Raw genomic sequence first — 22,119 nt, 5'->3', positions numbered from 1 at the left:
TGTTCGGGCGCCCCCCTTGTGGCAAGGTTCAGGGCGGGACTCACGCCCGTGGCTGAGCCGGGCCGTTGGCTCCTCGGCCGAGGCTGAGGAGCCACGCCCGCTCGCCCAGCCCCGGGCTCACGGCGAAGTGCGAACAGCACACATCGATGCGGGGCCTAGTTGGCGCTGGCGTGGGCGGTGGAACCCTGGGCGGCGGGGGCCTCGCCCCGGACCACCAGGTCACTCCACAGCCCGCGGACCCGCTCCAACCCGTAGACGGACGTCACCTCCGCGCGGGCGCGCTCGCTCTCCTCACCGAACCGGCCCTCGGAGACCGTCGCGTGGATGGACTCGGCCATGGCCACCGCGTCGTCGTGGATCCAGTGCGGGTCGTAGATGGTGTCCGAACCCGGCCACGCGAGGAGGGCAGGGACCCCGCCGGAGGCCGCGCACTCGGCCGGAGCCAGGTGGAACGACTCGTCGTCACTGGTGGACAGCACGATCCCCACCCGGCGCAGCCAGGTGGCCACGTCCGGCCCGAAGCCGTCGAAGACCACACCGGAGGCCAGGCTCTCGTCCCGCTGGATGCGCCGGTACACCCGCTCGAAGTAGGAGCGCTCCTCCGGCCGGTTCCAGATCCACCAGTACTCCCACGGCTGCTTCGTCTTGACCGACAGCGTGTAGCGGGGGTCCATCCGGCGCAGCTCCGAGAGCACGTCCAGTCCCCGGTCGAGGCGCTTGCGGGACGGCGCGATGCCGATCATGCCGAGCGAGTACTCGGCCCCGGCGAGCTTGGGGCGGTCCAGCTGGCGGTCGTCCACCCAGTTGGGCAGCACCACGACCTTCTCGGCGGGCCAGCCGGTGATCTCACGGGTGAGGTCGGCGTAGTGCGGGCTCACGCAGACGACCGCGTCCACCTTGGCGATCTCCAGGCGGCGCGGCCACTCCGCGTACAGCTCGAAGCGGTGCAGGCGCACGATCAGCCGCTGGTCGGGGCGCTTCCACTTGGCGTAGAAGAGCGCGTTGGGCCCGCACCACTCGCAGATGACCACGTCGGCCCAGGCGGCGAGCTCCCGGGACCGGTACTGGTCATGGGTACTCAGCCCCTCCCACTCGTCGATGCGCACGTCCAGGCCGGGAAGCGAGTCCAGGTACTCGGCCAGGCGGGTGAAGAACTTGAGGTCGTGCCCGGCGATGACCACCTTGAGCGGGCGCTCCGGGTCGGTGCCCTCGGGAGCGGCGGGGATGGCCTCGGCCAGGTACCCGCGCAGGCGCTCGGCCGCGCGTTCCAGGGTGTGGTTCGCGGCGGCGGCCCGGCAGCGTTCGGCGGCCTCGGCGTAGACGGCGCGGTCGTGGTAGGCGCGGGCGATCACGGCGGCCACCGAGGCGGTGTCCTCACCGGCGAACAGCGGGTAGTCCGCGCCCAGCAGGGCCTCGTGCATGGGCGTGCGGTTGAGGACCACGGGCAGGCCGAGCGCGCCGAGTTCCAGGACCTTGGTGGACAGCTCCAGGCTGGCGTCCATGTCCGGGTCGCGCCAGGAGAGGCCGAAGTCGCACTCGGCGGACTGGCGGAGGGCGTCGGCCCGTGCCATGCCGCCGCGCCAGTCGACGTGCGGGGTGCTCTCCAGGGCCCTGCGCATGCGCTTGGCCCAGTCGGCGGGTTCGGAGTGGATCTTGTCACCGATCATCACCAGCTCGGAGTCCACCCCGAGGCGGGCCAGCTCCTCGGGCAGGCCGGTCATCTCCAGGGTGTTCCAGCGGGGCGCGAACTTGCCGGTGTAGGCCAGGCGGGTGCGCGCGTGCGTCTGCCCGTCGGCGGCGATCCCCTCGGGCACGGCCGCGACGGGCGGGAACAGGACGGAGCGGCCACAGGCGGCGGGGATCGTGGACTCCAGGAAGGCCCGCAGCTCCTCGGTCTGGCAGAGCACGAACCGGGAGGCCAGCGCGATGTCGGTGAGCTCGGCGGTGGCGGTCGCGGAGAGTTCCCCGACGCTGTGCGGGAAGTCCGTGAGGTACGTCCACAGCCTCCCCGACAGGCTCTCCTCCTGGGCGGCCAGCCCGGCGAGCCGACGGCCCCGGACCACGACCAGGTCGAAGGGCCTGCGGGCGTGCATCCCGCCCATGAGTTCCACGGCCTGCTCGGGCGTGAGTCCGCGAGGTCCGAGGTCGGACAGGAGCTTGTCCTCGTAGGGGCGGATCAGCCTGACCGCGGGGTTCGCGGTGAGCGGCGCCGTGAGCCGGTCGGTGCGGACCTGGGCCTTGAGCAGCAGGGTGACCTCGCAACCCGCCGCCGCCAGGGCCTGCGCCATCGACTGCGCCCAGATCGCCGAGCCGTCGATGATGTTCAGGTCCACGTCCCCGTACAAGAGTGCGCGCGGAGGAGCTGTGCTCACGTTCTTCCCTTCGGATGCTGATGGGTGGCCCGAGTCTTGCGTACTACCGCGCCGCGCGCGTCCGTCGGGGGCGGACCGGGCGACGACCGGTCGGGCGGCGTCACGGTGGTCAACCGACCGCGCCCGTCGAGGCGTCGGCGTGGGTGGGTCCCTCGTTGTCGCCGTCGGTGCCGGAACCGTGGTCCGGGCCCAGGGCCAGGAGCCGGGTGCCGCGCCGGTTCCACTCCGCCGGGAGCCAGCCCCGGCGCAGGAGGTCGGTGCGCGCCAGCTCCGGGGTGACGGAGGTGACGAACACGTACTGTCTGCCCCCGGTGTCGCGGTCGAAGAAGCCCCGCTCCCCCATGCCCGGGGCGCCCGGGTCGTCGGAGTCGGGCGTGCCGACGGCGTCCGCGTCCGAGCACTCGGCGGCGCAGGCGAGGTCGGCCAGGCGGTGGCGGCCCACCGGACCGGTCCACAGGTGCGCCCACGGCGAGGTGGCGCGTTCGGCCAGGGCCGCCCAGTGCTCCGGTTCGAACCCGCCGACCTGGGAGCGGGTGCCCTCCCGGGTGAGTTCCTCGGGGGTGTCGGGCGCGATGGTGCGGACCGTGCGCACGGTGAGGCCCTCCGACCGCAGGCGCTGGACCCCGGGCATGCGCGCGGCGGTGTCGGGGACGACCACCTCGGCGGGGCGCAGGCGTGAGCCGAGGAGGTCGGCGGCGAGGCGTTCGGCCTCGGCCTCGGAGGCCGGGTCGGCCAGGACCGCGACGCCCCTGCCGCTCAGCGGGAGTTCGGTGCCGGGCGTGCCCGACGCGAAGTCGAGGCCCTCCAGGAGGGCGGCCAGCCGGACGGGGGCCGCCTCGTCGAGGAAGACCTGGCGCAGCATGGCCCGCACCTCGCGGGGCGTGGGCGGTTCCGCGCGCAGCCGGGGCACGGTGACCGCGAGGTCCTCGGTGTCCGGCGCGGGCACGGCCGGGTGCGAGACCACCCGGGTGCCGCAGGCCCAGGCGCGGCGGCGCAGGCGCAGGTCGCCGTGGCCCGACTCGGGGATCACGGCGACGTTGGCGGCGCGCAGGGCGTCGGGCAGGTCCGGGGAGTCGGCGTCCACCACACCCGCGCCGAGGTCCACGAGGACGTCGGGGACCGGCTGGTCCGGGGAGGTGCGGACGAAGACCGCCTCGGGGCCGGAGACGAGTTCGGCGGCCACCGGGTTGAACTGGTGCAGCGGCACCCCGGCGTCGCCCTTGTGCACGCGGTCGAAGCCGAGCTGGCGCAGGGCGGGCGGGGCGGGTGCGTCGTCGAGCAGGACCGTGGGGATGCCGCGCGCGGCCGCGGACTCCAGCACCCAGTGCAGGGCGCGGGTGCGGTCGACGGCGGCGGGGTCGCCCACGTGGGCCCACGGGGAGCCGGGCGCGGCGGCCGAGGACGACACCAGGAGCAGGTCGACGTCGACCGCGTCCATGACGATCTGGGCGTCGTGCGGGCGCAGCGGAACCGTACGGAGGTACGGGTCCACGGCCTTCTCCACGGCCGGACCGAGGACGGTGGCGACGACCAGCAGGTCCTCGCGGCCGCCGCTCAGCCCGGTGAGGAGGCGGGCCTCCTGCCGGTCGGCGTCGAAGGAGCGGACCGGCTCGACCCCGCGGCGCTGGGCGTGGTTGGTGCTGCCGCTGCGGCGCCACAGCCGGTAGAGGTCGCGCGGGAGCCTGACCAGGGAGCGGCCGGGTCGTTTGGCGGCGGCGGTGAGCGCGCGGCCCACCTGGAGGGAGGTCGATCCCTCAAGCGAGGCGAGACGGGCCTGTGCCTCCTGGAGCTGGGCCTCGCGCTCGGCCAGGGCTTGCCGAAGCTGTTCGGTCTGGCTCTGTTCACGCCGTTTCACGGTCTGCCACCTTGTGCTCGGTTCGGGAAACCTCGGGTCGGGACACCGGGGTGTCCGTGGTGTGGTCCGGGTGCCGGGGGGCGCCCTCGCGGATGGGGGACACGGCCGGTCACCGCGACCACTGGGTGAGGACGGCGGCGATGCGCTCGCCCGAGCGGCCGTCCCACAGCGGTGGCACGTCACCGATCCGTTCCCCGGTCCGGCCGTCCAGGACCTTGCCGAGGGTCTGGAGGAGGTCGGCCTCCGTGACCAGCTGGTTGGTGCCGTGGGTGATGGTGATCGGGCGTTCGGTGTTGGGGCGCAGGGTCAGGCAGGGGACGCCGAGGATCGTGGTCTCCTCCTGGACCCCTCCGGAGTCGGTGACGACGGCGGCGGCGCCCCGGGTGAGGGCGACGAAGTCGAGGTAGCCGAGCGGTTCGAGCAGGCGCACGCGCGGGTGGTCGCCCAGCCCCGCGCGGTCGAAGGCGGCCTTACCGCGCGGGTGCACCGGCATGACCACGTCGGTGAGGTCCGCGATCTCGTGCAGCCGCTCGGTGAGGAGGGCGACGTTGGCCGGGTCGTCGACGTTGGCGGGGCGGTGCAGGGTCGCGGCCACGTACCGCTCGGGCAGGTCGAGGCGGGCGCGCAGGGCGTCGGCGTCGAAGCGGTCGAGGTTGCCCAGGAGCGTGTCGATCATCGGGTTGCCGACGAGGTGGACGCGGTCCGGGGAGATCCCCTCGGTGGCCAGGTGGCCGACGGCCTCGGGGCTGGTCGCGAAGAGGAGGTCGCTGAGCTGGTCGGTGACCCGCCGGTTGATCTCCTCGGGCATGGTGTTGTCGAAGGAGCGCAGGCCCGCCTCGACGTGCGCGACGGGGATGCCGAGCTTGGCGGCGACCAGGGCGGCGGCGACGGTGGAGTTCACGTCGCCGTAGACCACGACCATCCCGGGCGTGTTCGCGGTGAACTCGCGCTCCAGGCCGACCATGAGCGCGGCGGTCTGGGCGGCGTGCGAACCGGAGCCGACACCGAGGTCGACGTCCGGGGTGGGCAGGCCGAGGTCCCGGAAGAAGACGGCGGACATGCGGTCGTCGTAGTGCTGACCGGTGTGCAGGACCGTCTGGTGCGCGCCCCGCCCGCGCAGGGCGGAGACGACCGGCGCGGCCTTCACGAAGTTGGGGCGGGCCCCGACCACGTGCACGATCCCGGTGTCCTGGCTGCCAAGAGGCGCACTCGTTGCCACGGCTGTTTCCTTCTGCTTCTGGTGGGGGTGTCTGCTGTGCTGGTGTGGGCCGGGGTCCGGCCGGGCGGTCGGTGCGCGCGGTCCGGGTGACGGAGTTCTTTGCCCCAGCCGTCCCGTCCGTGTCGCCGTGTTGTCACCATCCGGCCACGTCCACGTGGTTGTGTGACTGACCGTGCATGACTCCCAGATTTCCGAACCCCGTGTTCCGCGTTCGCGCGTCCTCTGGCCGAGGGCGGTGACCTTCACCGCGACGCTGGCCTGGCACCACCTGCGTTCCGATCCGGCCCGCCTGCCGCTGCTGGCACTGCGGCTGATGCCCGGCCCGGTGCGGACCCCGGCGCGTGCCGTGTCCGCCCGTTCGGGCGCGCTCCCGCGCGCCTACTCCCTGTGGGACCAGGGACGGCGCGCGGAGGCACGCGAGGTGCTGCTGTCCGCCGCCACGAACGCCTCGCCCCGCAGGGTGGGACGCCTGGTCGCGGCGGCACTCGCCGCCGGTGACGCCGACACAGCTCGTGACCTGGTCGAACGTCTTCCTCCGGGGCCGCACAGGACCTCGGCGGAACATCGGACGGCCCTGGCCACGGGGCGTGCCGTCCCCGCGTCCCCGTCCGTTTCGCCTGACCGTCACGGGTTCACGTTAACCCGCGGTGCGCCAACGCGGCCTGACGACACGGTGAACGCTCAGCGACCGGCCACCGGCACGGATGACGGCGGGCGCTGGCGGGTGGCGGCGGACCCGGGGCGGCCCGGGGCGGGGATCCGGGTGCTGCATCTGGTCACCAACGCGCTGCCGCACACCAACGCTGGCTACACCCAGCGCACGCACCGGATCGCGGTGGCGCAGCGGGAGGCCGGGATGGACGTGCACGTGGCCACCCGGGCCGGGTATCCGCTGACCAAGGGGGTACCGGACCCGCGCACGCTGGTGTCGCTGGACGGTGTGGCCTACCACCGGCTCCTGCCGTGGGCGGCGCCCCGGGACCACGCCGACGAGCTGGAGTCGGGGCTTCGGCTGGCGTCGGAGCTGGTGGAGGCGGTCCGCCCGGACGTGCTGCACGCCGCCAGCAACCACCACAACGCGCGGCTGGCCCTGGAGCTGGGCCACCGGTTCGGGCTGCCGGTGGTCTACGAGGTCCGGGGGTTCCTGGAGGAGTCCTGGCTGTCCCGGGATCCGTCCCGCAGCGTGGACGATGCCTTCTACCAGGCAGAACGCGCCAGCGAGACCGAGTGCATGCTGGCCGCCGACCTGGTGGTGACGCTCGGGGAGGCCATGCGCGCCGACATCGAGGCCCGCGGGGTGCCCCGGGAGCGTCTGCTGGTGGTCCCCAACGCCGTGGACGAGTCGTTCCTGGAGCCGCTGCCGTCGGGGGACGAGGTCCGCCGGGGGCTGGGCATCGGACCGGACGAGTTCGTGGTGGGCACCACCACGAGCTGTTTCGGTTACGAGGGTCTGGACGTGCTCCTGGACGCGGTGGCGTCCATGCGTGAACGGGGCGAACGGGCCCACGCCCTGGTGGTCGGCGACGGGCCGGAGCTGGCCACGCTGCGTGACCGCGCCCAGCGGCTCGGGCTGGAGGGCGCGGCGCACTTCCCGGGGCGGGTCCCCGCCGACCGGGTCCGCCACCACCACGCCGCGCTGGACGTCTTCGCCGTGCCACGACTCGATGAACGCGTGTGTCGCTTGGTGACACCGTTGAAGCCGGTGGAGGCCATGGCTGGTGGGCTTCCCGTTGTCGCGAGTGACCTTCCCGCACTGCGAGAGATCGTGGAACCGGGGGTGTCCGGTGAGTTAATTCCGGCGGGCGAATCGGCACGTCTAGCTGATGTCCTCACAAATCTCGCCTACAGTCATCCAAAGCGGACGTCCTACGGTCAAGCTGGTCAGAAGCGTGTCGGGGCCAACCGAACGTGGACCGAGGCCGCATACCGCTACAGCCAGGCGTATCGGGTTCTTATTCGAAAAATGTCCGAACCAGGACAGATCCCGTAACCGAGGACAACGTCTACCTACACTCGGACGTCCAGCACTCCGAATGGTGGATCCAAGGCAGTCCTCGACTATTTGCGCCCGTTCACGAAATGAATGCGAGTGTGACCGCGAAGTGGATGCCGCAGCCTCCAACCCAGTCCCTGTCCCCGAGCAGAGCTCCGGTTCGGCCAGCGATCTCGTCGTCCTCGGCCTCGGTTACGTCGGTCTCCCGTTGGCGGCGGAGGCCGTCTCGGCGGGACTGAGGGTGACCGGATTCGACGTGAGCACGAGAGTGGTCGACGGTCTCAACGAGTCCGTGTCGCACATCGACGACCTGTCGACGGACGACGTCGCCTCGATGCTGGCCCGAGGGTTCAGCGCGACCACCGACCCGGCGTGCCTCGCCACGGCGCGCACCATCGTCATCTGCGTTCCCACGCCGCTCTCCCCGGAGGGCGGCCCGGACCTGGGCGCGGTCACCTCGGCCTCCAGGGCCATCGCCGCGCACCTGTCCCCGGGCACCCTGGTGATCCTGGAGTCCACCACGTACCCGGGCACCACCGAGGAGGTCGTCCGGCCGCTGCTGGAGGAGTCCGGCCTGGTCGCCGGCGCCGACTTCCACCTGGCCTTCTCGCCCGAGCGCATCGACCCGGGCAACCCGACCTTCGGCGTCGCCAACACCCCGAAGGTGGTCGGGGGCCTCACCGAGGAGTGCGGCGAGGCGGCCGCGGCGTTCTACGGGAACTTCGTGAACACCGTGGTCCGGGCGCGCGGCACCCGTGAGGCCGAGATGGCCAAGCTGCTGGAGAACACCTACCGGCACGTGAACATCGCGCTGGTGAACGAGATGGCCGTCTTCTGCCAGGAGCTCGGCATCGACCTGTGGGACTCGATCTCGGCGGCCGCCACCAAGCCGTTCGGCTTCCAGGCGTTCTACCCGGGTCCGGGCGTGGGGGGTCACTGCATCCCCATCGACCCGAACTACCTCTCCTACAAGGTCAAGACGCTCGGCTACCCGTTCCGGTTCGTCGAGCTGGCCCAGGAGATCAACGGGCGGATGCCCGCGTACGTGACCCAGCGCGCCCAGGAACTGCTCAACGAGTCCGGCCTGGCGCTGTCCAGGTCCAAGGTCCTGCTGCTGGGCGTCACGTACAAGGCCGACATCGCCGACCAGCGGGAGTCGCCCGCGCGCCCGGTGGCCCGCAAGCTGGCCGCGAAGGGCGCCACGCTGACCTACCACGACCCGCACGTGGACTCCTGGGAAGTGGACGGGACGGACGTGCCGCGCTCCACCGACCTGGAGCGGGCGATGGCCGAGGCCGACCTGACCATCCTGCTCACCGACCACGCCGACTACCGGCCCAAGCTGCTCACCGAGTACGCGCGGCTACTGCTGGACACCCGGGGTGTCCTGCGCCGCTCGGACCCGGAGGCCGACGCCGTGGCCGAGGTTCCCTCGCAGGCGCGCCGCCGCGTGCAGCGTGAGGGTGTCCAGGTCCTCTGACCAGCCGCTAGATCCGGTACCACCGAGGCACGCCGCTTCGGACGCCACCGCGCGTTCGACGGCGTGCCTTCGTGCGTTCACGGTGACCCAACGAAGGGTTCACCGGAATCACCCCACGCGTCCACTCAGCTTTCCTCGGCGTGTTTCCGCTGGTGAATACCGTGTCGTTCAGCTGATTCCGCACCCTCGGGGCGGATCATCGAATACGGACGAGTCGTACAAACGGTGACATAAGTAGGTGAACCCGATGCACGCGCTTGTGGCCACGATTGTGCACCACCCCGAGGACGCCCGGATCCTGCACCGACAGATCCGCGCCCTCGTGGACGCCGGACACACCGTGACGTACGTAGCCCCGTTCCGGGAGTGCGGGGTGACCCCGTGGGACCAGGTGCGTTCCGTGGACGTACCCCGCGCCTCGGGCCGCGACCGCCTGTCCTCGCTGAGGGCGGCCCGGTCCGCGCTGGCGCATCTGGCGCCGGAGGCCGACCTCCTCCTCTTCCACGACCCCGAGCTGCTGCTGGCCCTGCCGGCCAAGCGCCCGGTGACGGTGTGGGACGTCCACGAGGACACCCCCGCCGCGCTCCTCACCAAGTCCTGGATCCCCGAACGTCTGCGCAGACCGCTCGGCGCCGTGGTGCGCCGGTTCGAGCGCCGCGCGGAGCGCAGGATGCGCCTGCTGCTGGCCGAGGAGGGGTACCGGCCCCGCTTCCGGGGCGCCCACCCGGTGGTCCCCAACACCACCGAGGTCCCCGAGACCCCGCTCCGGCCGCCCGGCGACGACCGGGTCGTGTACCTGGGCCAGCTCTCCAGGGCCCGGGGCGCCCACGACCTGATCGAGGTGGGCCGCCAGCTGCGCGACCACGGCGTGCGCCTGGAGGTCATCGGCGGCGCCGACCACGAGATCCGGCCGCTGCTGCGCGACGCCCACCAGGAGAACGCGCTGCACTGGTACGGGTTCGTGCCCAACGACCGGGCCCTGCGCATGGCCGCGGGCGCCCTGGCCGGGATCAGCCTGCTGCACGACACCGACAACTACCGGCACTCCCTGCCCACCAAGGTCGTGGAGTACATGGCCCACGGTCTGCCGGTGGTCACCTCACCGAACCCGATGGCGCGGGCCCTGGTGACTCAGCGCCCGGAGGGCCCGGCGGGCCTCATGGTCCCGTTCCAGGACCCGTCGGCCGCCGTCCGTGCCGTGCTGGAGCTCCGCGACGACCGGGTCCGGCGCGAGGAGTACGCGCGCACCGGCCACCGGATCGCGCAGACCTCGTTCCACTGGCCGGTGCAGGCACGCCTGTTCGTGAAGCAGCTGGAGGAGTGGGTCACCGAGGCCAGCGGGCCGCGGCCGTCGATACCGCGCCCGCGCGTGCCCCGGCCGGGCAGCCGCCGTCCGGCGCCGCTCGCTGAGTGAGTGAGCTCACCAATGGTTCCCTGGTGAAATATCTTCCTGGCAAACCAGGTTGTGCTCGGTAGCCGGCCCCCAGCGGCATGCCCTGAACCGCTCAAGCACAGCTGAGGTTTCCCTATGAGTGACGCTCTCGTTCTGGCCAAGGACGCGCAGGACCTTCTGTTCCGCAGCGCCCGTACCGCCAACTCCTTCACCGACGAACCGGTGACCGACGAGCAGCTGCGCGCCATCTACGACCTGGTCAAGTTCGGCCCCACGGCGATGAACAACCAGCCCCTCCGGGTGACCGCCGTCCGCTCCCCCGAGGCCCGGGAGCGCCTCGTCAGGCACATGGCCGGGAACAACGCCCCCAAGACCGCCAAGGCCCCGCTGGCGCTGGTGCTGTCGGCCGACAGCTCCTTCCACGAGCACTTCCCCACGACCTTCCCCGTCCTCCCGGACGCCCGTGAGAACTTCTCCGGCATGCCGGTCGAGGCCCGTGAGGACATGGCCCTGCGGAACGCGTTCCTCCAGGTCGCCTACCTGATCGTCGGCGTGCGCGCCGCCGGTCTGGCCGCCGGGCCGATGACCGGCTTCGACGCCGAGGGCCTGCGCGAGGAGCTCTTCGGCGCGGACTCCACCCAGACCCCGCTGGTCGTCATGAACATCGGCCGTCCCGGGCCCGACGCCTGGTTCGACCGTCTCCCCCGCCTCGGCTACGAAGCGGCCGTCACCGAGATCTGATCCTCCGTGGCGGGAAGGGGCGGGGCGCCGCACGGGCGCCCCGCCCCCGTCATGTCGGTACCGGCGCGGGCCCGAGCACCAGCAGGCAGACGTCGTCGTAGGCGTGCCCGCGCAGCGCCGCCGCCAGCAGCTGGTCCGCGGTGTCCTCGGTCCCCAGGGACCGTCGGGCGGCTTCCCCGAAGCACGCGCTCAGCCGAGCCATCCCGGTGTCGATGGACTCGCCCCGGCGCTCGACCAGACCGTCGGTGTAGAGCAGCAGGGCACCGCCCGGGGGAACCTCCACGCTGTTGTCAGCGTAGGTGAGGTCGATGGGCAGGCCCAGCATGCCGCCGGAGTCCGCTTCGACCGGAGCCGCCTCCCCCGAGGCATCCCGCAGCAGCGGGGGCGGGTGCCCGGCCGACGCCAGGGTCACGTGGGGATCGCCCGGGCGGAAGCGGACGATGACCGCCGTGGCGAACAGGTCCGGCTCCAGACGGTCGAGCAACCGGTGCAGAAGACCCAGGAGCGCCGCCGGGCTCCGTTCGTCAACGGCGTAGGCGCGCAGGGCCGTCCTCAGCTGGCCCATGGTGACGGCCGCGTGGATACCGTGCCCGGTGACGTCACCGACCACCCCGATGTACTCGCCGTCCTCGACCGGGAAGACGTCGTACCAGTCGCCCCCCACGTTCATGCCGTCCTCGGCGGGCAGGTAGCGTGCGGTCAGCTCCATCCCCGGGAGCCGGGGAAGCCGGGTCAGCATGGCGCGCTGGAGGGCCGCCGCGGTGTTCCGCTCGTGCTCGAAGCGCTGCGCGTTGTCCATGGCCGTGGCCACCCGCCGCGCCAGCTCCCCGAGCATGACGTCGTCGTCGGCCCCGTCCGCCCGGTGGAGGACCATGGCGCCCAGCGAGCGAGACGCGAGGAGGAACGGGAAGGCGGTACCGACCACACCCTCGGGCGAGGCCCGGCCGCGAACGGGACGCCGTTCCGCGACCGCCCGGACCGCGATGTCCGGAGCCTCCCCGTTCCCGGAGCCCTCCAGGGGCACCAGCGCCCCCTCCTCGACCACCCACAGGTCCACGGCGGACGCGTACACGGGGATCAGCAGCTTCTCCAGGCGCCCGCAGATCTCCGACCGCTGAAGGGTCGCCATGAGCTGGGCGCTCGCGGCGGACAGGAAGGTCAGCCGGTTACGCGCCGTCTCCGCCTCGTCCCTGGCGGCCCGCTCCGCCCGCAGCAGCCTCCTCTGTTCGTCGCTGGCCTGCGCGAGCTCGGCGTGAAGGGCCAGCACACCCAGGTTGGTCTCCTCCAGCTCCCGCTGGTGGGAGTCGAGTTCCCGGGCCCGCTGGGCGGCCAGCCCGGCCATTCTCCTCTGGTGCCGGTCGTCAGCCAGCTGCTGGGCGGCCAGCAGTTCGACCTCGGATGCCGGTGGTTCCAGGGCCGCGTCCGGGAGCGGACCGTCCAGGACCAGGATGCGGGACCAGGCGCCGTCCGGCTCCGCACCGTCCCCGAGCACACTGGCCCGCAGTTCGCGGCGGTCCCCCGACGCCTCCAGCCGTACGACGGCGGCCCGACCCGCCCCGACCCGCTCCAGAGCGTGTTCGGTGGTGGCGGAAAGGAACTCCGCGCCCTTCTCCATGACGTGTCCGTCCGCGCGCAGGACGTGCCCGACCCGGGCACGGGCCAGCGCCACGTCGACAGCCGAGCGCACGCGCTCGTCCAGGAGGCGATGCCTCATGTTCCCTCCCCGTGGAAGCGTCCGGAATGCCGCACGACGGCGACCGCCGTGTCGTCCCGAAGCGGGCGGGCGGCACTTCCGGCGTCCCGGAAGACCCGTGCCGCGATCAGCGCGGCGTCCCGGTCGGCCAGGCGTTCGATCCCCTCCGGGGACCACCGGCTGGGCAGCCCGTCGGTGCACAGCACCAAGAGGTCGCCCGGGTGCCACTCACGGATCACCGGCGCCGGAGTGCGCAGGCCGAAGGCGCCGACGATCCCGGGGCGGGACAAAAGCGTCTCCCAGCGGCCGGCACCGTACAACCGCGCTCCGATGTTACCCACCCCACAGAAGGTGAGCCGGTGTGCGGACTCGTCGATGTCGGCCACGGCCACGGCCGCACCACGGCTCGACCTCAGCTCCGTGTGCAGGAACCGCAGGAGGTCCTCGGGCCTCCCGCCCGCCCTGTTCCGCACCGTCCGCGCGGCCAGGTCACTGGCCTCAGCCGCCGCGGCTCCGTGCCCGAGGCCGTCAGCCAGCATGACGGTCCGGCGCCCCGAGGCGCTGCGGAACGCCAGTCCGTCCCCGGACTCGGGCGCACCGCACAACGCCAGGTGCAGACCCCCGGTCACGGCGGGGGAGGCGAAGGCTTCGCGGGCCCCGTGCGGACCGAGCCGGGCCAGAGCCAGGGTGCCCTGCCCGAGGACGCTGTCCACGGCGAAGTAGTCGCAGGCCCGCAGACACGCGCCCAGGCCGGTGCCGAGGGAACTTCCCGTCGTGAAACCGTCCGTCATGGCGCGGTCCACGTCACGGATGCCCGGCCCGTGGTCGAGCGCCAGGATCTGGAGGGCGCTGACGTTGCCCCACGGGTCACGAGAGATCTCAGCGACGAGTCTGCCCTCACCCGCGTACTTGACCGCGTTGGTTGCCAGCTCGGTCGCGACCAGGGCGGCGTCCCCGACGCGTTCGGGGTCGAGCCCCGCCGCGGAGGCCGCTGCCTCGGCCGCCTCGCGTGCCCTGCGGACCAGTGTGGAGTCGCTGACCACCACGTCCCAGATCCTGGTCATCGGCGTCCGTGGAGTTGGGGTCGCGACCAGAGGGTGGCGGTGACGGCGGTGCCCTCTCCGCTCGTGGTCTCGACGGAGAAGTCGTCGACCAGCCGTTTGGACCCGCTCAGCCCCATGCCTAGTCCCCCCGCCGTCGAGTAGCCGTCTCCCAGGGCGAGGGCGACGTCGGGGATCCCCGGGCCCTCATCGGAGAAGACCAGGGTGATACCCGACCGGCCCTCGCCGTCAGTGACGAGGTCGACGCTCACGTGCCCGCCCCCGCCATGGATCAGGGTGTTGCGGGCCAACTCGCTGGCAGCGGTGACCAGCTTGGTCTGTTGGACGAGTCCGAACCCGAGCTCCTGGGCCAGGCCGCGCACACGCTGACGCACCGTCATGAGGTCGGCGTCGTTGCGGACCGGCAGGCTGAAGGCGGTGCGCTCGTCGGTGCTCACGTCTGGACCCCGTCAGTGCCCCTGGCCGCCGTCCGTGGTGCGGTGTCGCGGATCTCGACCCCGAAGCAGGCCGCCGCCTCCGATACCGTACGGGCGGTGTCGAGTCCGGGCAGTGTGAGCCCAAGCTCGACCAGGGTGATGGCGACGCTCGGCCGCATGCCCACCAGCACCGCTTGGGCAGCCAGGAGCCTGGCTCCGGCGGCCAGTTCCGCCAGTACCCGGGCGAGGAAGGAGTCGACCATGTCGAGTCCGCTGATGTCGATGATCACGCCGCGTGCTCCCGTCGAGGAGACGGCACGGGTCACGTCCGTCCGGAGGTCGACGGCGGCGTGGTCGAGGAGTTCTCCCTGGATACTGATGAGCAGGATGCCGCCCAGGTCCAGGACGGGGACGGGGGATGCTCCAGGCTGCACGTGCGGGTCCGATCAGTGAGTCAGGCGCGGGGGGTGAGCCCCTGGATGTTCGTGTTCTGCCGTTCCAAAGCGAGTTCCAGGGCGTCCGCGAGAGTGGCACGGGTGGTGACCGGGCCGAGGTCGAGCCCGAGCTGGACGATGGTCTGCGCGATGGCGGGCCGGATACCCGAGATCACGCAGTCGGCCCCCATGAGGCGGGCGGAGGCGACGGTCTTCATGAGGTGCTGGGCGACGAGTGAGTCAACCGTGGGCACGCCGGTGATGTCGAGGATGGCCATGTTCGCGTTGTGTTCGACGATCGCCTCCAGGAGGTTCTCCATGACCACCTGGCTGCGCGCGCTGTCGAGCATGCCGATCAGCGGCACGGCCACCAACCGGTCCCAGAGCTTGATCACCGGAGTGCCCATCTCCATCAGCTGCTGGCGCTGGCGGTCGACGATCTCGCGGTTCTCGTGGAGGGTGGTCTCGATGACGACGACCCTGAACGTGGACAGCAGCTCGGTCCACAGCAGGCGTGCGAGCAGCACGTCGCGTCCGTCCGCGGCTCCGACCTCGCGTTCGAGGATCTCGACCGGGGCGATCCCGAGCGCGCCAACCTCACGATCGATCTGACCGACGGAGAGCCCGGACCGGCTTCGGGAGGCGCTCATCGCCGCCAACTGCTGACGGATCGCTCCGAATCCGGGAGCCTCGATGTCGTCGACCCGACCGGTCTCCGCCACCTGGGCCAAGGACTCGATCACGGAGTGGCAAGCCTCCACGGCCTCGTCCCGTGTGACGGTGAAGACCGCCTGGAACAGCGGAAGGTCCGCCCAACGCTGGGCGATCTGTTCACCTCTGTCCCGCAGGACACGGGCCACGGTCCGTGCTGTGTTCCCGGCCGGGGAGTCCTCGGTCATGTCGATTCCGTTCTCACTCGTTTGTCGCCCGACAACTGTCTACCAGACCGTCCCGCCGCAGACGGTCCCCGTAGCCTCGCCCCTGGGCGGATCAGTCCTTGCCCCGCCAGTCGAGGCACACCACCAGGGCGTCGTCCTCGCTCCGTTCCCCTCGACGGTGTCCGCTGAGGTGACGCAGGATCTCCTGGGGGACGGAGGCGGCGGGCAACAGCCGGGTCGCGAGGATCGAGCGCGCCAGCGAGCGGTGGCCGAAGGTCTCCCGGTCGAACCCCGACGCGTCGAAGACCCCGTCACTGACGAAGACCAGCCGGTCACCCGGCTGGACGGTGAAGCGCTGGGTCGTGTAGACGGTGTCCTCCGCCATGCCCAGCGGCATTTGGGCGTCGAACGGGAAGTGCGCCACCGAGTCGTCCCTCAGCAGGTACAGGCGCGGCGATCCCGCGTCGACGACCTGGACCTCCCCAGTGCCCTGGTCGAAGGAGAGCAGGAGCAGGTCCAGGTAGAGCTCCCCCTGGTGCTGCGCGAAGACCGCCTTGTCAGCGAGGGCGACCTGGTCGGCCAGCGGGACTCCGGCCCGGCGCGCGTTGCGCAGAGCGTTCACCGCGAGGCTGGTGAGCAGGGACGCCTCGATGCCCTCCCCCATGCCGTTGGTGACGCCGAGGAGGAGGTGGTCGCCCCCGGCCGACCAGTCGAAGTTGTCGCCCCGAATGGCGTAGGCGGGCTCCAGCTGGGCTCCCAGCGCGTACTCCGGACACTCGTAGGCACGGCCCGCCAGGAGGTCCCACTGGATCTCCGCGGCCAGGGTGAGGCGGCCCCGGCGGCGCAGGGTGCGGTAGAGGTCGGTGTCCCGTTCCGAGACGAGCAGTTCGTGGCCCAGGGCGCGCGCGATGCGCTCCAGGTCCCCGACCACCCCCGGAGCCGGCGCGGCCGAGGGCAACTCCACCACGAGCACCCCGGTGCGATCCCCACGGACGGTCACCGGGAGGCGCGCCACTGAGCGGCCCGCGCTCGGGAAGCCCTCGACCATCGGTTCCTGGGAGCCGAAGACCCTCCCCTCGGTGCTGTTGAAGAGGGAGAGCCAGCGGGGCTCCTCCCCCGGAGCGATGACGTGGCACAGGGACGTCATCCCGTAGTCGGCCAGCAGCAGGTCCACCGCCAGCGCCTCGAAGTTCTCGGTCAGAGCTGCGCGCAACGCGGTCAGCAGACCGTCGGGCCTGGCCTGCTGGAGGGCCCGTACGACTGCCTCGTAACCGTTCAAAGTCGTCAACCTGTGTTTTCTGTCAGGGGAAGTAGACGTCCCCGCCCGATCTTCGTGGGGGGACGGCGAGCAGGCACGGAACCGGGCGTTCCGTTATGGTCTTGGAGATACCCGGCCGCCAGCCAGGGCGCGGGTCCTACTCACAACGGCGATGTGGTGAGGCGAAAGTGAGCGCTGAATCGCAGGAAATGGCACATGACGCCACGCGGGTCGCCTCGGAGGCGACCGAGCTGATGGAGGTGCTGTGGGGCCGTGGGCGCGAACTGGCGACAGCTCCGGTCTCGGCGTCGCAGCTCAAGGTCCTGTTCATCCTCGACGGCGAGGACGGCGTGAACCTGCGGACCATCACCGATCGTCTGGGCTCCACCCCTCCGTCCGTCAGCAGACTGTGTGACCGCCTGGAGGCGGTCGGCTTCGTACACAGGACCTCCAGCCCCAACAGCCGCCGCGAGCTGAGGATCTGGCTGACCGAGAGCGGGCGCTCGTTCATGCGCGACCTCCGCGCCCGGAGGGAGCGGGAACTCCACACCGTGATCGCCCGGATGCCCCCGAGGAAACGGGCGATGCTGCTGGAGGGGCTCGCCGCCTTCCAGGAAGCGGCGAACCGTGTCGACGGTGACACCGGAGACGCCGAACACGAGCGGCAGGGATTCCGTACGGCGTGAACCGCCGCCGTCCGGGCTCCCTCCCACCGGAAAACAATGCCCACATAGTCAACTATTGTCAAGAAGCAACAGTCTGGCCGGCCTCCGGTGATGACCGGGTGGGCCGGGCCCCGCACACGAACGCTCCCCAGGAGTGGGACCGAGTACGTCGGTCCGGCTCCTGGGGAGCGATCCACGGGGCGGGCACCGTTCGCGCCGGCGCTCTCAGCCCCTCTGTGTCCTCGGCCTCGGCCCGCGCGCGGGGCCGACGACCCGTCAGATGACCGGGGGGCGGCCGGCGCGGGTCATCCGCCAGGCGGTGCGCCAGCTGATGGGCGTCCGGCGTCCCGCGTCCTCGCGCCAGCCCTCGCGGAAACCGGAGAACCACGACTTCAGGGCCTCGCGGTCCCGCTCGCGCAGGACGGTCAGCCCCACCCAGGTGCCCAGGTAGGCGAAGGCCAGGGGCCACGGCAGGTTGCGGCGGGCCAGCCACACCCGGTTGCGGGCGTTGAGCCGGTAGAAGTTCTCGTGCCGGGTCGGCGCCACCGCCGGGTGGTACATCACGGCGTCGGCGTCGTACTCGATCGTGTACCCGGCGTCCATGATCCGCCAGGCGAGGTCGGTCTCCTCGTGGGCGTAGAAGAACTCGCCGGGGAGGCCGCCGCCCTCGTCGAAGGCGGTCCGGCGCACCGCGCTGGCCCCGCCGAGGAACGTGGTGACCACGCTCGACTTGCGGGAGTCGCCCACGCGCAGCCGGGGCACGTGGCGGCGCTGGTCGGGGCCGCCGTCCGGGTCCGCGATCCGGAACGAGAGCGCGCCCAGCGCGGGGTCGGCCGCGAACCGGTCGCGCACGTGCCGGGCCAGGTCCATGGACCGGTACCAGCCGTCGTCGTCCAGGAACAGGACCACGTCGCCGCTGGTCGCCCGCACGCCCTCGTTACGGCCGGCGGGGATGCCCACGTTCTCCGGAAGCCGCACCGTGGTGACGCCCTCGGGCAGCTCGGGCAGGTCCGCGCCGTTGCCGACGACGACCACCTCGACGTCGGCGTCCTGCTGCTCGAACACGCTCGTGATCGCACGCCGCAGCTCGGCCGGGCGGTTGCCCATGGTGAGCAGAACACAGGACAGTGTGGGCTTTCCGGGCACCTGGGAACTGCTCCGTTCGGCTCTGGGCGCACGGTTGTCGTGCGCGGAGGGCGCGCCGGAGCCTTGCGATGGAGGGATCACGGGTGTGGCCATGGTTGCGACCGTTCAGTGGACGACGTGCGGCTGACAGGTGGACACATGCCAACGTTCGCAGAAACAGACTAACGAAAGAATAAAAGCGACGTGTACGGAGCCGTGGACGGGGTAACGTCCACGGCTCCGTCAGTGACGTCGAGCGTCGGCGCCCCGCTACTCCAGGCGGCGGGAGGCGAGCACGCTCACGAAGTGCGCGAAGCTCATCAGCACCGCGACGGCGGCGCAGGCCACCACCAGGACGCGGGTCGCCAACAGGTCCCCGAGGAAGAGGTCGGCCACGGCCGCCACCACCACGATCAGGGACAGCTCCACCGCCTGGATCAGGCGGTGGACCTTCAGCGCCGAGGCGAGTCGGCGAGCCAGGCTCAGACCCGAGGACTTCGGCCGCATGGCCTCCTCGGTGATCTTCTCCGGCAGCCCGGCCTTGGCCCGGGCCACCACCACGTTGTCGGTCTCGGCCTTGATCAGGACGACGCCGAGCGCGGCGGCCATGCCCAGGATCACCCAGCCGCCCGACTCGAACTCGCCCTGGGCACGGATGCCCAGGCCGACGAGCAGGGCGACCTCGGACACGTAGTGCCCGATGCGGTCCAGGTAGATCCCCGCCACGCTAGTGCGGCCCGTGTACCGGGCCACCTCTCCGTCGGAGCAGTCCAGCAGGAGGTAGATCTGCACGAACACGGCGGCGAGGACCGCCGACCACAGACCGCCGAAGGCCACGATCACACCGGCGAGCACGCCGAACACCATCATCAGGTAGGTGATGGGGTTCGGTGGCACGCGCAGCCGCACGAAGAGGGTCGACAGGTACGGGGAGAGGTCCCTCATGTAGAGACGGCCCGCCCAGTGCTCCTCGTTGACGCGCTCCTTGATCCCCGCGGGCTGGCCGCCCGCGCGGACCTCAGCGACCGACGGCTTCGACATAGTCCGCGACACTCCGCCCGATCTCGTCCTCGGAGAGGTTCAGGTGTTCAAGGATGGTGAACCGACCCGGGCGGGTGCCCGGGGCGTGGGCCACCGCGCGTGCGAACGAGGCCTCGTCGAGCCCCACGTCGGAGGGCACGATCGGCAGCGAGTGGCGGAGCAGGCAGGACCTGATCTCCTCCAGCCGCGCCTGCGGCCAGTCCAGGTGCTTCACCCGCAGGTAGGACGCGAACAGCGCGCCCAGACCGGCGAGCTCGCCGTGGTTGCTGGTTCCCGGGTACAGCTGCGTGACGGCGTGCAGGATCTCGTGGCAGGCGCCACTGGCCGGACGGCTGGAACCGGCGACCGACATGGCCATCCCGGACAGCACCAGCCCCTCGGCCAGGACCTTGAGGAACCCGTCGGAGTCGATGGAGTCGGGGCGGTGCAGGACCGCCTCGGCCGCCACGCGGGCGAAGGTGACCGCCATGCCGTCGACCGGCTCGCCGTTCACCCTTCCGGCCAGTTCCCAGTCCTCGATGGCCGAGATGTTGCTGACCACGTCACCGACGCCGGACCGGACCAGGTGCGGGGGGGCCGCCTGGACGTAGTCGACGTCGATGACCACGGCGATGGGCATGGTGACGCCGATCGACGGCTTGCCGCCCTCGTGCTCCAGGGAGCTGACGGGGGAGGCGATGCCGTCGTGGGCCAGGTTGGTGGCCACGGCCACCATCGGGATGCCCGCCATGGTCGCGGCGAACTTGGTGACGTCGATGGTCTTGCCGCCACCGATCCCGGCCACGGCCTCGTACGCGCCGGAGCGCAGCTTCTTGCCCAGTTCGGTCGCGGCGTCGACGGTGCCTTCCTCGACCTGGAAGACCTCGCACTGCGGCAGGTCCAGGTCAGCGGCGATCTGCGCGCCCTGACCCGGGCCCACGGCCACGGCGATGCGTCCCTCGGTCGCGATGCGGCGGTCGGCCAGCACCGTCCCGAGCGAGGCGATGGCTCCCCTGCGGACGTCGATCGCCAGCGGGGAGGGAAGCATTCGGGCTAGTAGTGGCACGCGATCTCCCTCGCCTTGGCCAGGTCGTCGTGGTTGTCGACCTCGACCCAGTCGACCTTGCCGATGGGGGCGACGGAGATCTTCTCGCCGCGGCGGACGAGCTCCTGGTAGCCGTCCTCGTAGTACAGCTGCGGGTCGCGCTCCCAGGTGGCCTTGAGGGCGTCGGCCAGGCGCGGGGCCAGCGAACCCTCGATGAGGGTGGCGCCGATGTACTCACCGGCGGCGGTCGCGGGGTCCATGAGCTTGGTGATGGTGCTGAGGTGACCGTCCTCGTCGAGGGTCACCTTCATCTCCTCGTCGGCCAGGTTTTTCACGTTGTCCACCGCGAGGAGGAGTTCCGGCCCCCGGGCGGCGAGTAGCGTTTCCTCGACACTGACGGGGTGGACGGTGTCGCCGTTCACGAGGAGGACGCCCTCGGAGAAGAACTCACGCGCGGTCCAGAGGGAGTAGGCGTTGTTCCACTCCTCGGCCTTGTCGTTGTAGCTGAGGGTGAGCTTGACGCCGTGGCGCTTCTCCAGCGCCTCCTTGCGCTCCTCCACGGCCTCGGCACGGTAACCGACCACGACAACGACGTCGGTGAGCCCGGCGGCGGCCAGGTTGCGCAGCGAGATGTCCATGATGGTCGTCTCGCCGTCGACTGGAACCAGGGCCTTGGGCAGGGTGTCGGTGTAGGGACGCAGACGGCGCCCCGCGCCTGCGGCGAGAACCATTCCGAGCATGAGGGCGTGTTCCTCCTTAGTTCGAGGAGGCTGTCACGCCTCCCCGTTCGTTCCGGCGGCCGGTTGGCCCCCGTCTCCCTGGCGGGCGATCGGGTGATCCCCCAGGACGTCGGCGCCGTCGCCGCCTTCCGTCGCGGTGCCGACGCGGACGTCGGACACCGGTGTGGCGCTCCAGGTGCGCACGGCCTCGCGAACGAGCAAGATCGCCAGGTATGCGGCGAGTATGCCGTAGGCGGCGGTGAGGGCGGAAAACGCGCCCCCGACCGCGATGACGAGCATGCGGCCGTCCCAGCCGAGCGCGGCGCGCCGTACCCGTTCCGGCCGGTGCACACCGACCGCGGGACGTGCGACGTCGTCACGGTGGTGGCAGACGACCGTCACCAAGAGTACGAACACCAGGGGACCGGGCACACCGGACGCGAGCCCGACCACCGCCAGGTAGCTGTACTCGGTGACGCGCAGGAGCGGAGGTACGAGCCAGTCGTACCGCCCGTCGTGGGGGTGGCCCGAGGCCAGACCGGACAGTAGCAGGGCAGCGACCGGTGCGAACAGGGTAATGCCTGTCAGCCGTCCCCCGTCCGCCGCCATCAGGACGAGCACGACGACGGCCCCGGCGACCGTGGTGAGCAGCGGCGGGGCGAGGCCCGGCACCAGCCTTCCCAGCAGCGTCCCCATGTGACTGTCATCACGGAGGAACCTGAGGTCGGGGACGGTCGGCAGGAACCTCTCCC

The 22,119-nt window shown here is 71.6% G+C and carries 19 protein-coding genes; 5 read left to right on the top strand and 14 right to left on the bottom strand.

Translation table 11 applies throughout. The features are described 5' to 3' along the window. Window positions 1–155: 155 nt before the first annotated feature. From AC0VYL_RS04510 to wecB, 3 genes are all read right to left on the bottom strand, one after another. The gene (locus tag AC0VYL_RS04510) at window positions 156–2,345 is read right to left on the bottom strand and encodes a glycosyltransferase (protein ID WP_475483469.1); all 2,190 of its coding nucleotides are present in this window, start codon (window positions 2,343–2,345) and stop codon (window positions 156–158) included. Between the two features lie 136 nt (window positions 2,346–2,481). Next, window positions 2,482–4,227: a hypothetical protein gene (locus tag AC0VYL_RS04505; RefSeq protein WP_475459496.1), complete on the bottom strand. Its 1,746-nt coding sequence runs from the start codon at window positions 4,225–4,227 to the stop codon at window positions 2,482–2,484. 109 nt (window positions 4,228–4,336) lie between these two features. Continuing rightward, the gene (wecB, locus tag AC0VYL_RS04500; protein WP_475459494.1) at window positions 4,337–5,446 is read right to left on the bottom strand and encodes a non-hydrolyzing UDP-N-acetylglucosamine 2-epimerase; all 1,110 of its coding nucleotides are present in this window, start codon (window positions 5,444–5,446) and stop codon (window positions 4,337–4,339) included. Window positions 5,447–5,681: 235 nt separating this feature from the next. On the opposite strand from wecB, the gene AC0VYL_RS04495 reads away from it, so the two are divergent. The 4 genes from AC0VYL_RS04495 to AC0VYL_RS04480 all read left to right on the top strand — a co-directional run bounded on the left by AC0VYL_RS04495 (window position 5,682) and on the right by AC0VYL_RS04480 (window position 11,053). Beyond that, a complete protein-coding gene (locus AC0VYL_RS04495) occupies window positions 5,682–7,436 on the top strand; it encodes a glycosyltransferase family 4 protein (RefSeq protein ID WP_475483468.1) in 1,755 nt (584 codons plus the stop codon). Between the two features lie 112 nt (window positions 7,437–7,548). Further along, complete coding sequence (locus AC0VYL_RS04490; RefSeq protein WP_475459489.1) at window positions 7,549–8,919, top strand: nucleotide sugar dehydrogenase; 1,371 nt, start codon at window positions 7,549–7,551, stop codon at window positions 8,917–8,919. A 247-nt stretch (window positions 8,920–9,166) separates the two neighbouring features. Then, the gene (locus AC0VYL_RS04485) at window positions 9,167–10,333 is read left to right on the top strand and encodes a glycosyltransferase (protein WP_475482404.1); all 1,167 of its coding nucleotides are present in this window, start codon (window positions 9,167–9,169) and stop codon (window positions 10,331–10,333) included. A gap of 114 nt (window positions 10,334–10,447) precedes the next feature. After that, window positions 10,448–11,053 carry a malonic semialdehyde reductase gene (locus AC0VYL_RS04480; RefSeq protein ID WP_475482403.1) on the top strand — a complete coding sequence of 202 codons (606 nt, stop codon included), beginning with the start codon at window positions 10,448–10,450 and terminating at the stop codon, window positions 11,051–11,053. 49 nt (window positions 11,054–11,102) lie between these two features. Here AC0VYL_RS04480 and AC0VYL_RS04475 read toward each other — a convergent pair whose 3' ends face one another. From AC0VYL_RS04475 to AC0VYL_RS04450, 6 genes are all read right to left on the bottom strand, one after another. Then, complete coding sequence (locus AC0VYL_RS04475) at window positions 11,103–12,767, bottom strand: PP2C family protein-serine/threonine phosphatase (protein WP_475482402.1); 1,665 nt, start codon at window positions 12,765–12,767, stop codon at window positions 11,103–11,105. Further along, a complete protein-coding gene (locus AC0VYL_RS04470; protein WP_475482401.1) occupies window positions 12,764–13,810 on the bottom strand; it encodes a SpoIIE family protein phosphatase in 1,047 nt (348 codons plus the stop codon). The genes AC0VYL_RS04475 and AC0VYL_RS04470 overlap by 4 nt, the downstream gene beginning before the upstream one ends. After that, window positions 13,807–14,244 (bottom strand): anti-sigma regulatory factor, encoded by a 438-nt coding sequence (locus tag AC0VYL_RS04465; RefSeq protein WP_475482400.1) that lies wholly within the window; start codon window positions 14,242–14,244, stop codon window positions 13,807–13,809. Before AC0VYL_RS04465 ends, AC0VYL_RS04470 begins: the two co-directional genes overlap by 4 nt. Then, complete coding sequence (locus tag AC0VYL_RS04460) at window positions 14,241–14,657, bottom strand: STAS domain-containing protein (RefSeq protein ID WP_475482399.1); 417 nt, start codon at window positions 14,655–14,657, stop codon at window positions 14,241–14,243. The genes AC0VYL_RS04465 and AC0VYL_RS04460 overlap by 4 nt, the downstream gene beginning before the upstream one ends. A 20-nt stretch (window positions 14,658–14,677) precedes the next feature. Beyond that, window positions 14,678–15,556 (bottom strand): STAS domain-containing protein, encoded by an 879-nt coding sequence (locus tag AC0VYL_RS04455; RefSeq protein WP_475482398.1) that lies wholly within the window; start codon window positions 15,554–15,556, stop codon window positions 14,678–14,680. A gap of 91 nt (window positions 15,557–15,647) precedes the next feature. Continuing rightward, on the bottom strand, window positions 15,648–16,814 hold the full coding sequence (locus AC0VYL_RS04450; RefSeq protein WP_475483467.1) for a PP2C family protein-serine/threonine phosphatase: 1,167 nt from the start codon (window positions 16,812–16,814) through the stop codon (window positions 15,648–15,650). A gap of 188 nt (window positions 16,815–17,002) precedes the next feature. Here AC0VYL_RS04450 and AC0VYL_RS04445 point away from each other — a divergent pair, with 188 nt between their 5' ends. Continuing rightward, entirely contained in the window at window positions 17,003–17,479 is a 477-nt protein-coding gene (locus AC0VYL_RS04445) for a MarR family winged helix-turn-helix transcriptional regulator (protein ID WP_475482397.1), read from the top strand. Between the two features lie 255 nt (window positions 17,480–17,734). Here the strand turns inward: AC0VYL_RS04445 and AC0VYL_RS04440 are convergent, their stop codons facing one another. The 5 genes from AC0VYL_RS04440 to AC0VYL_RS04420 form a co-directional block, all read right to left on the bottom strand. Further along, complete coding sequence (locus AC0VYL_RS04440; protein ID WP_475462944.1) at window positions 17,735–18,565, bottom strand: glycosyltransferase family 2 protein; 831 nt, start codon at window positions 18,563–18,565, stop codon at window positions 17,735–17,737. A 288-nt stretch (window positions 18,566–18,853) separates the two neighbouring features. Next, the gene (locus AC0VYL_RS04435; RefSeq protein WP_475459482.1) at window positions 18,854–19,624 is read right to left on the bottom strand and encodes a CDP-alcohol phosphatidyltransferase family protein; all 771 of its coding nucleotides are present in this window, start codon (window positions 19,622–19,624) and stop codon (window positions 18,854–18,856) included. Continuing rightward, a complete protein-coding gene (locus AC0VYL_RS04430) occupies window positions 19,602–20,651 on the bottom strand; it encodes an iron-containing alcohol dehydrogenase family protein (RefSeq protein ID WP_475459480.1) in 1,050 nt (349 codons plus the stop codon). Before AC0VYL_RS04430 ends, AC0VYL_RS04435 begins: the two co-directional genes overlap by 23 nt. Window positions 20,652–20,656: 5 nt before the next feature. Beyond that, window positions 20,657–21,388 carry a phosphocholine cytidylyltransferase family protein gene (locus AC0VYL_RS04425; RefSeq protein WP_378742396.1) on the bottom strand — a complete coding sequence of 244 codons (732 nt, stop codon included), beginning with the start codon at window positions 21,386–21,388 and terminating at the stop codon, window positions 20,657–20,659. 33 nt (window positions 21,389–21,421) lie between these two features. Further along, window positions 21,422–22,063, bottom strand: coding sequence for a DUF5941 domain-containing protein (locus tag AC0VYL_RS04420; RefSeq protein ID WP_475483466.1), 642 nt, complete (start codon window positions 22,061–22,063; stop codon window positions 21,422–21,424). Between the last annotated feature and the right edge of the window lie 56 nt (window positions 22,064–22,119).

It is taken from the genome of Nocardiopsis sp. iso_238 (genome assembly GCF_056173325.1).
This window is presented reverse-complemented; position numbering and strand designations above follow the sequence as displayed.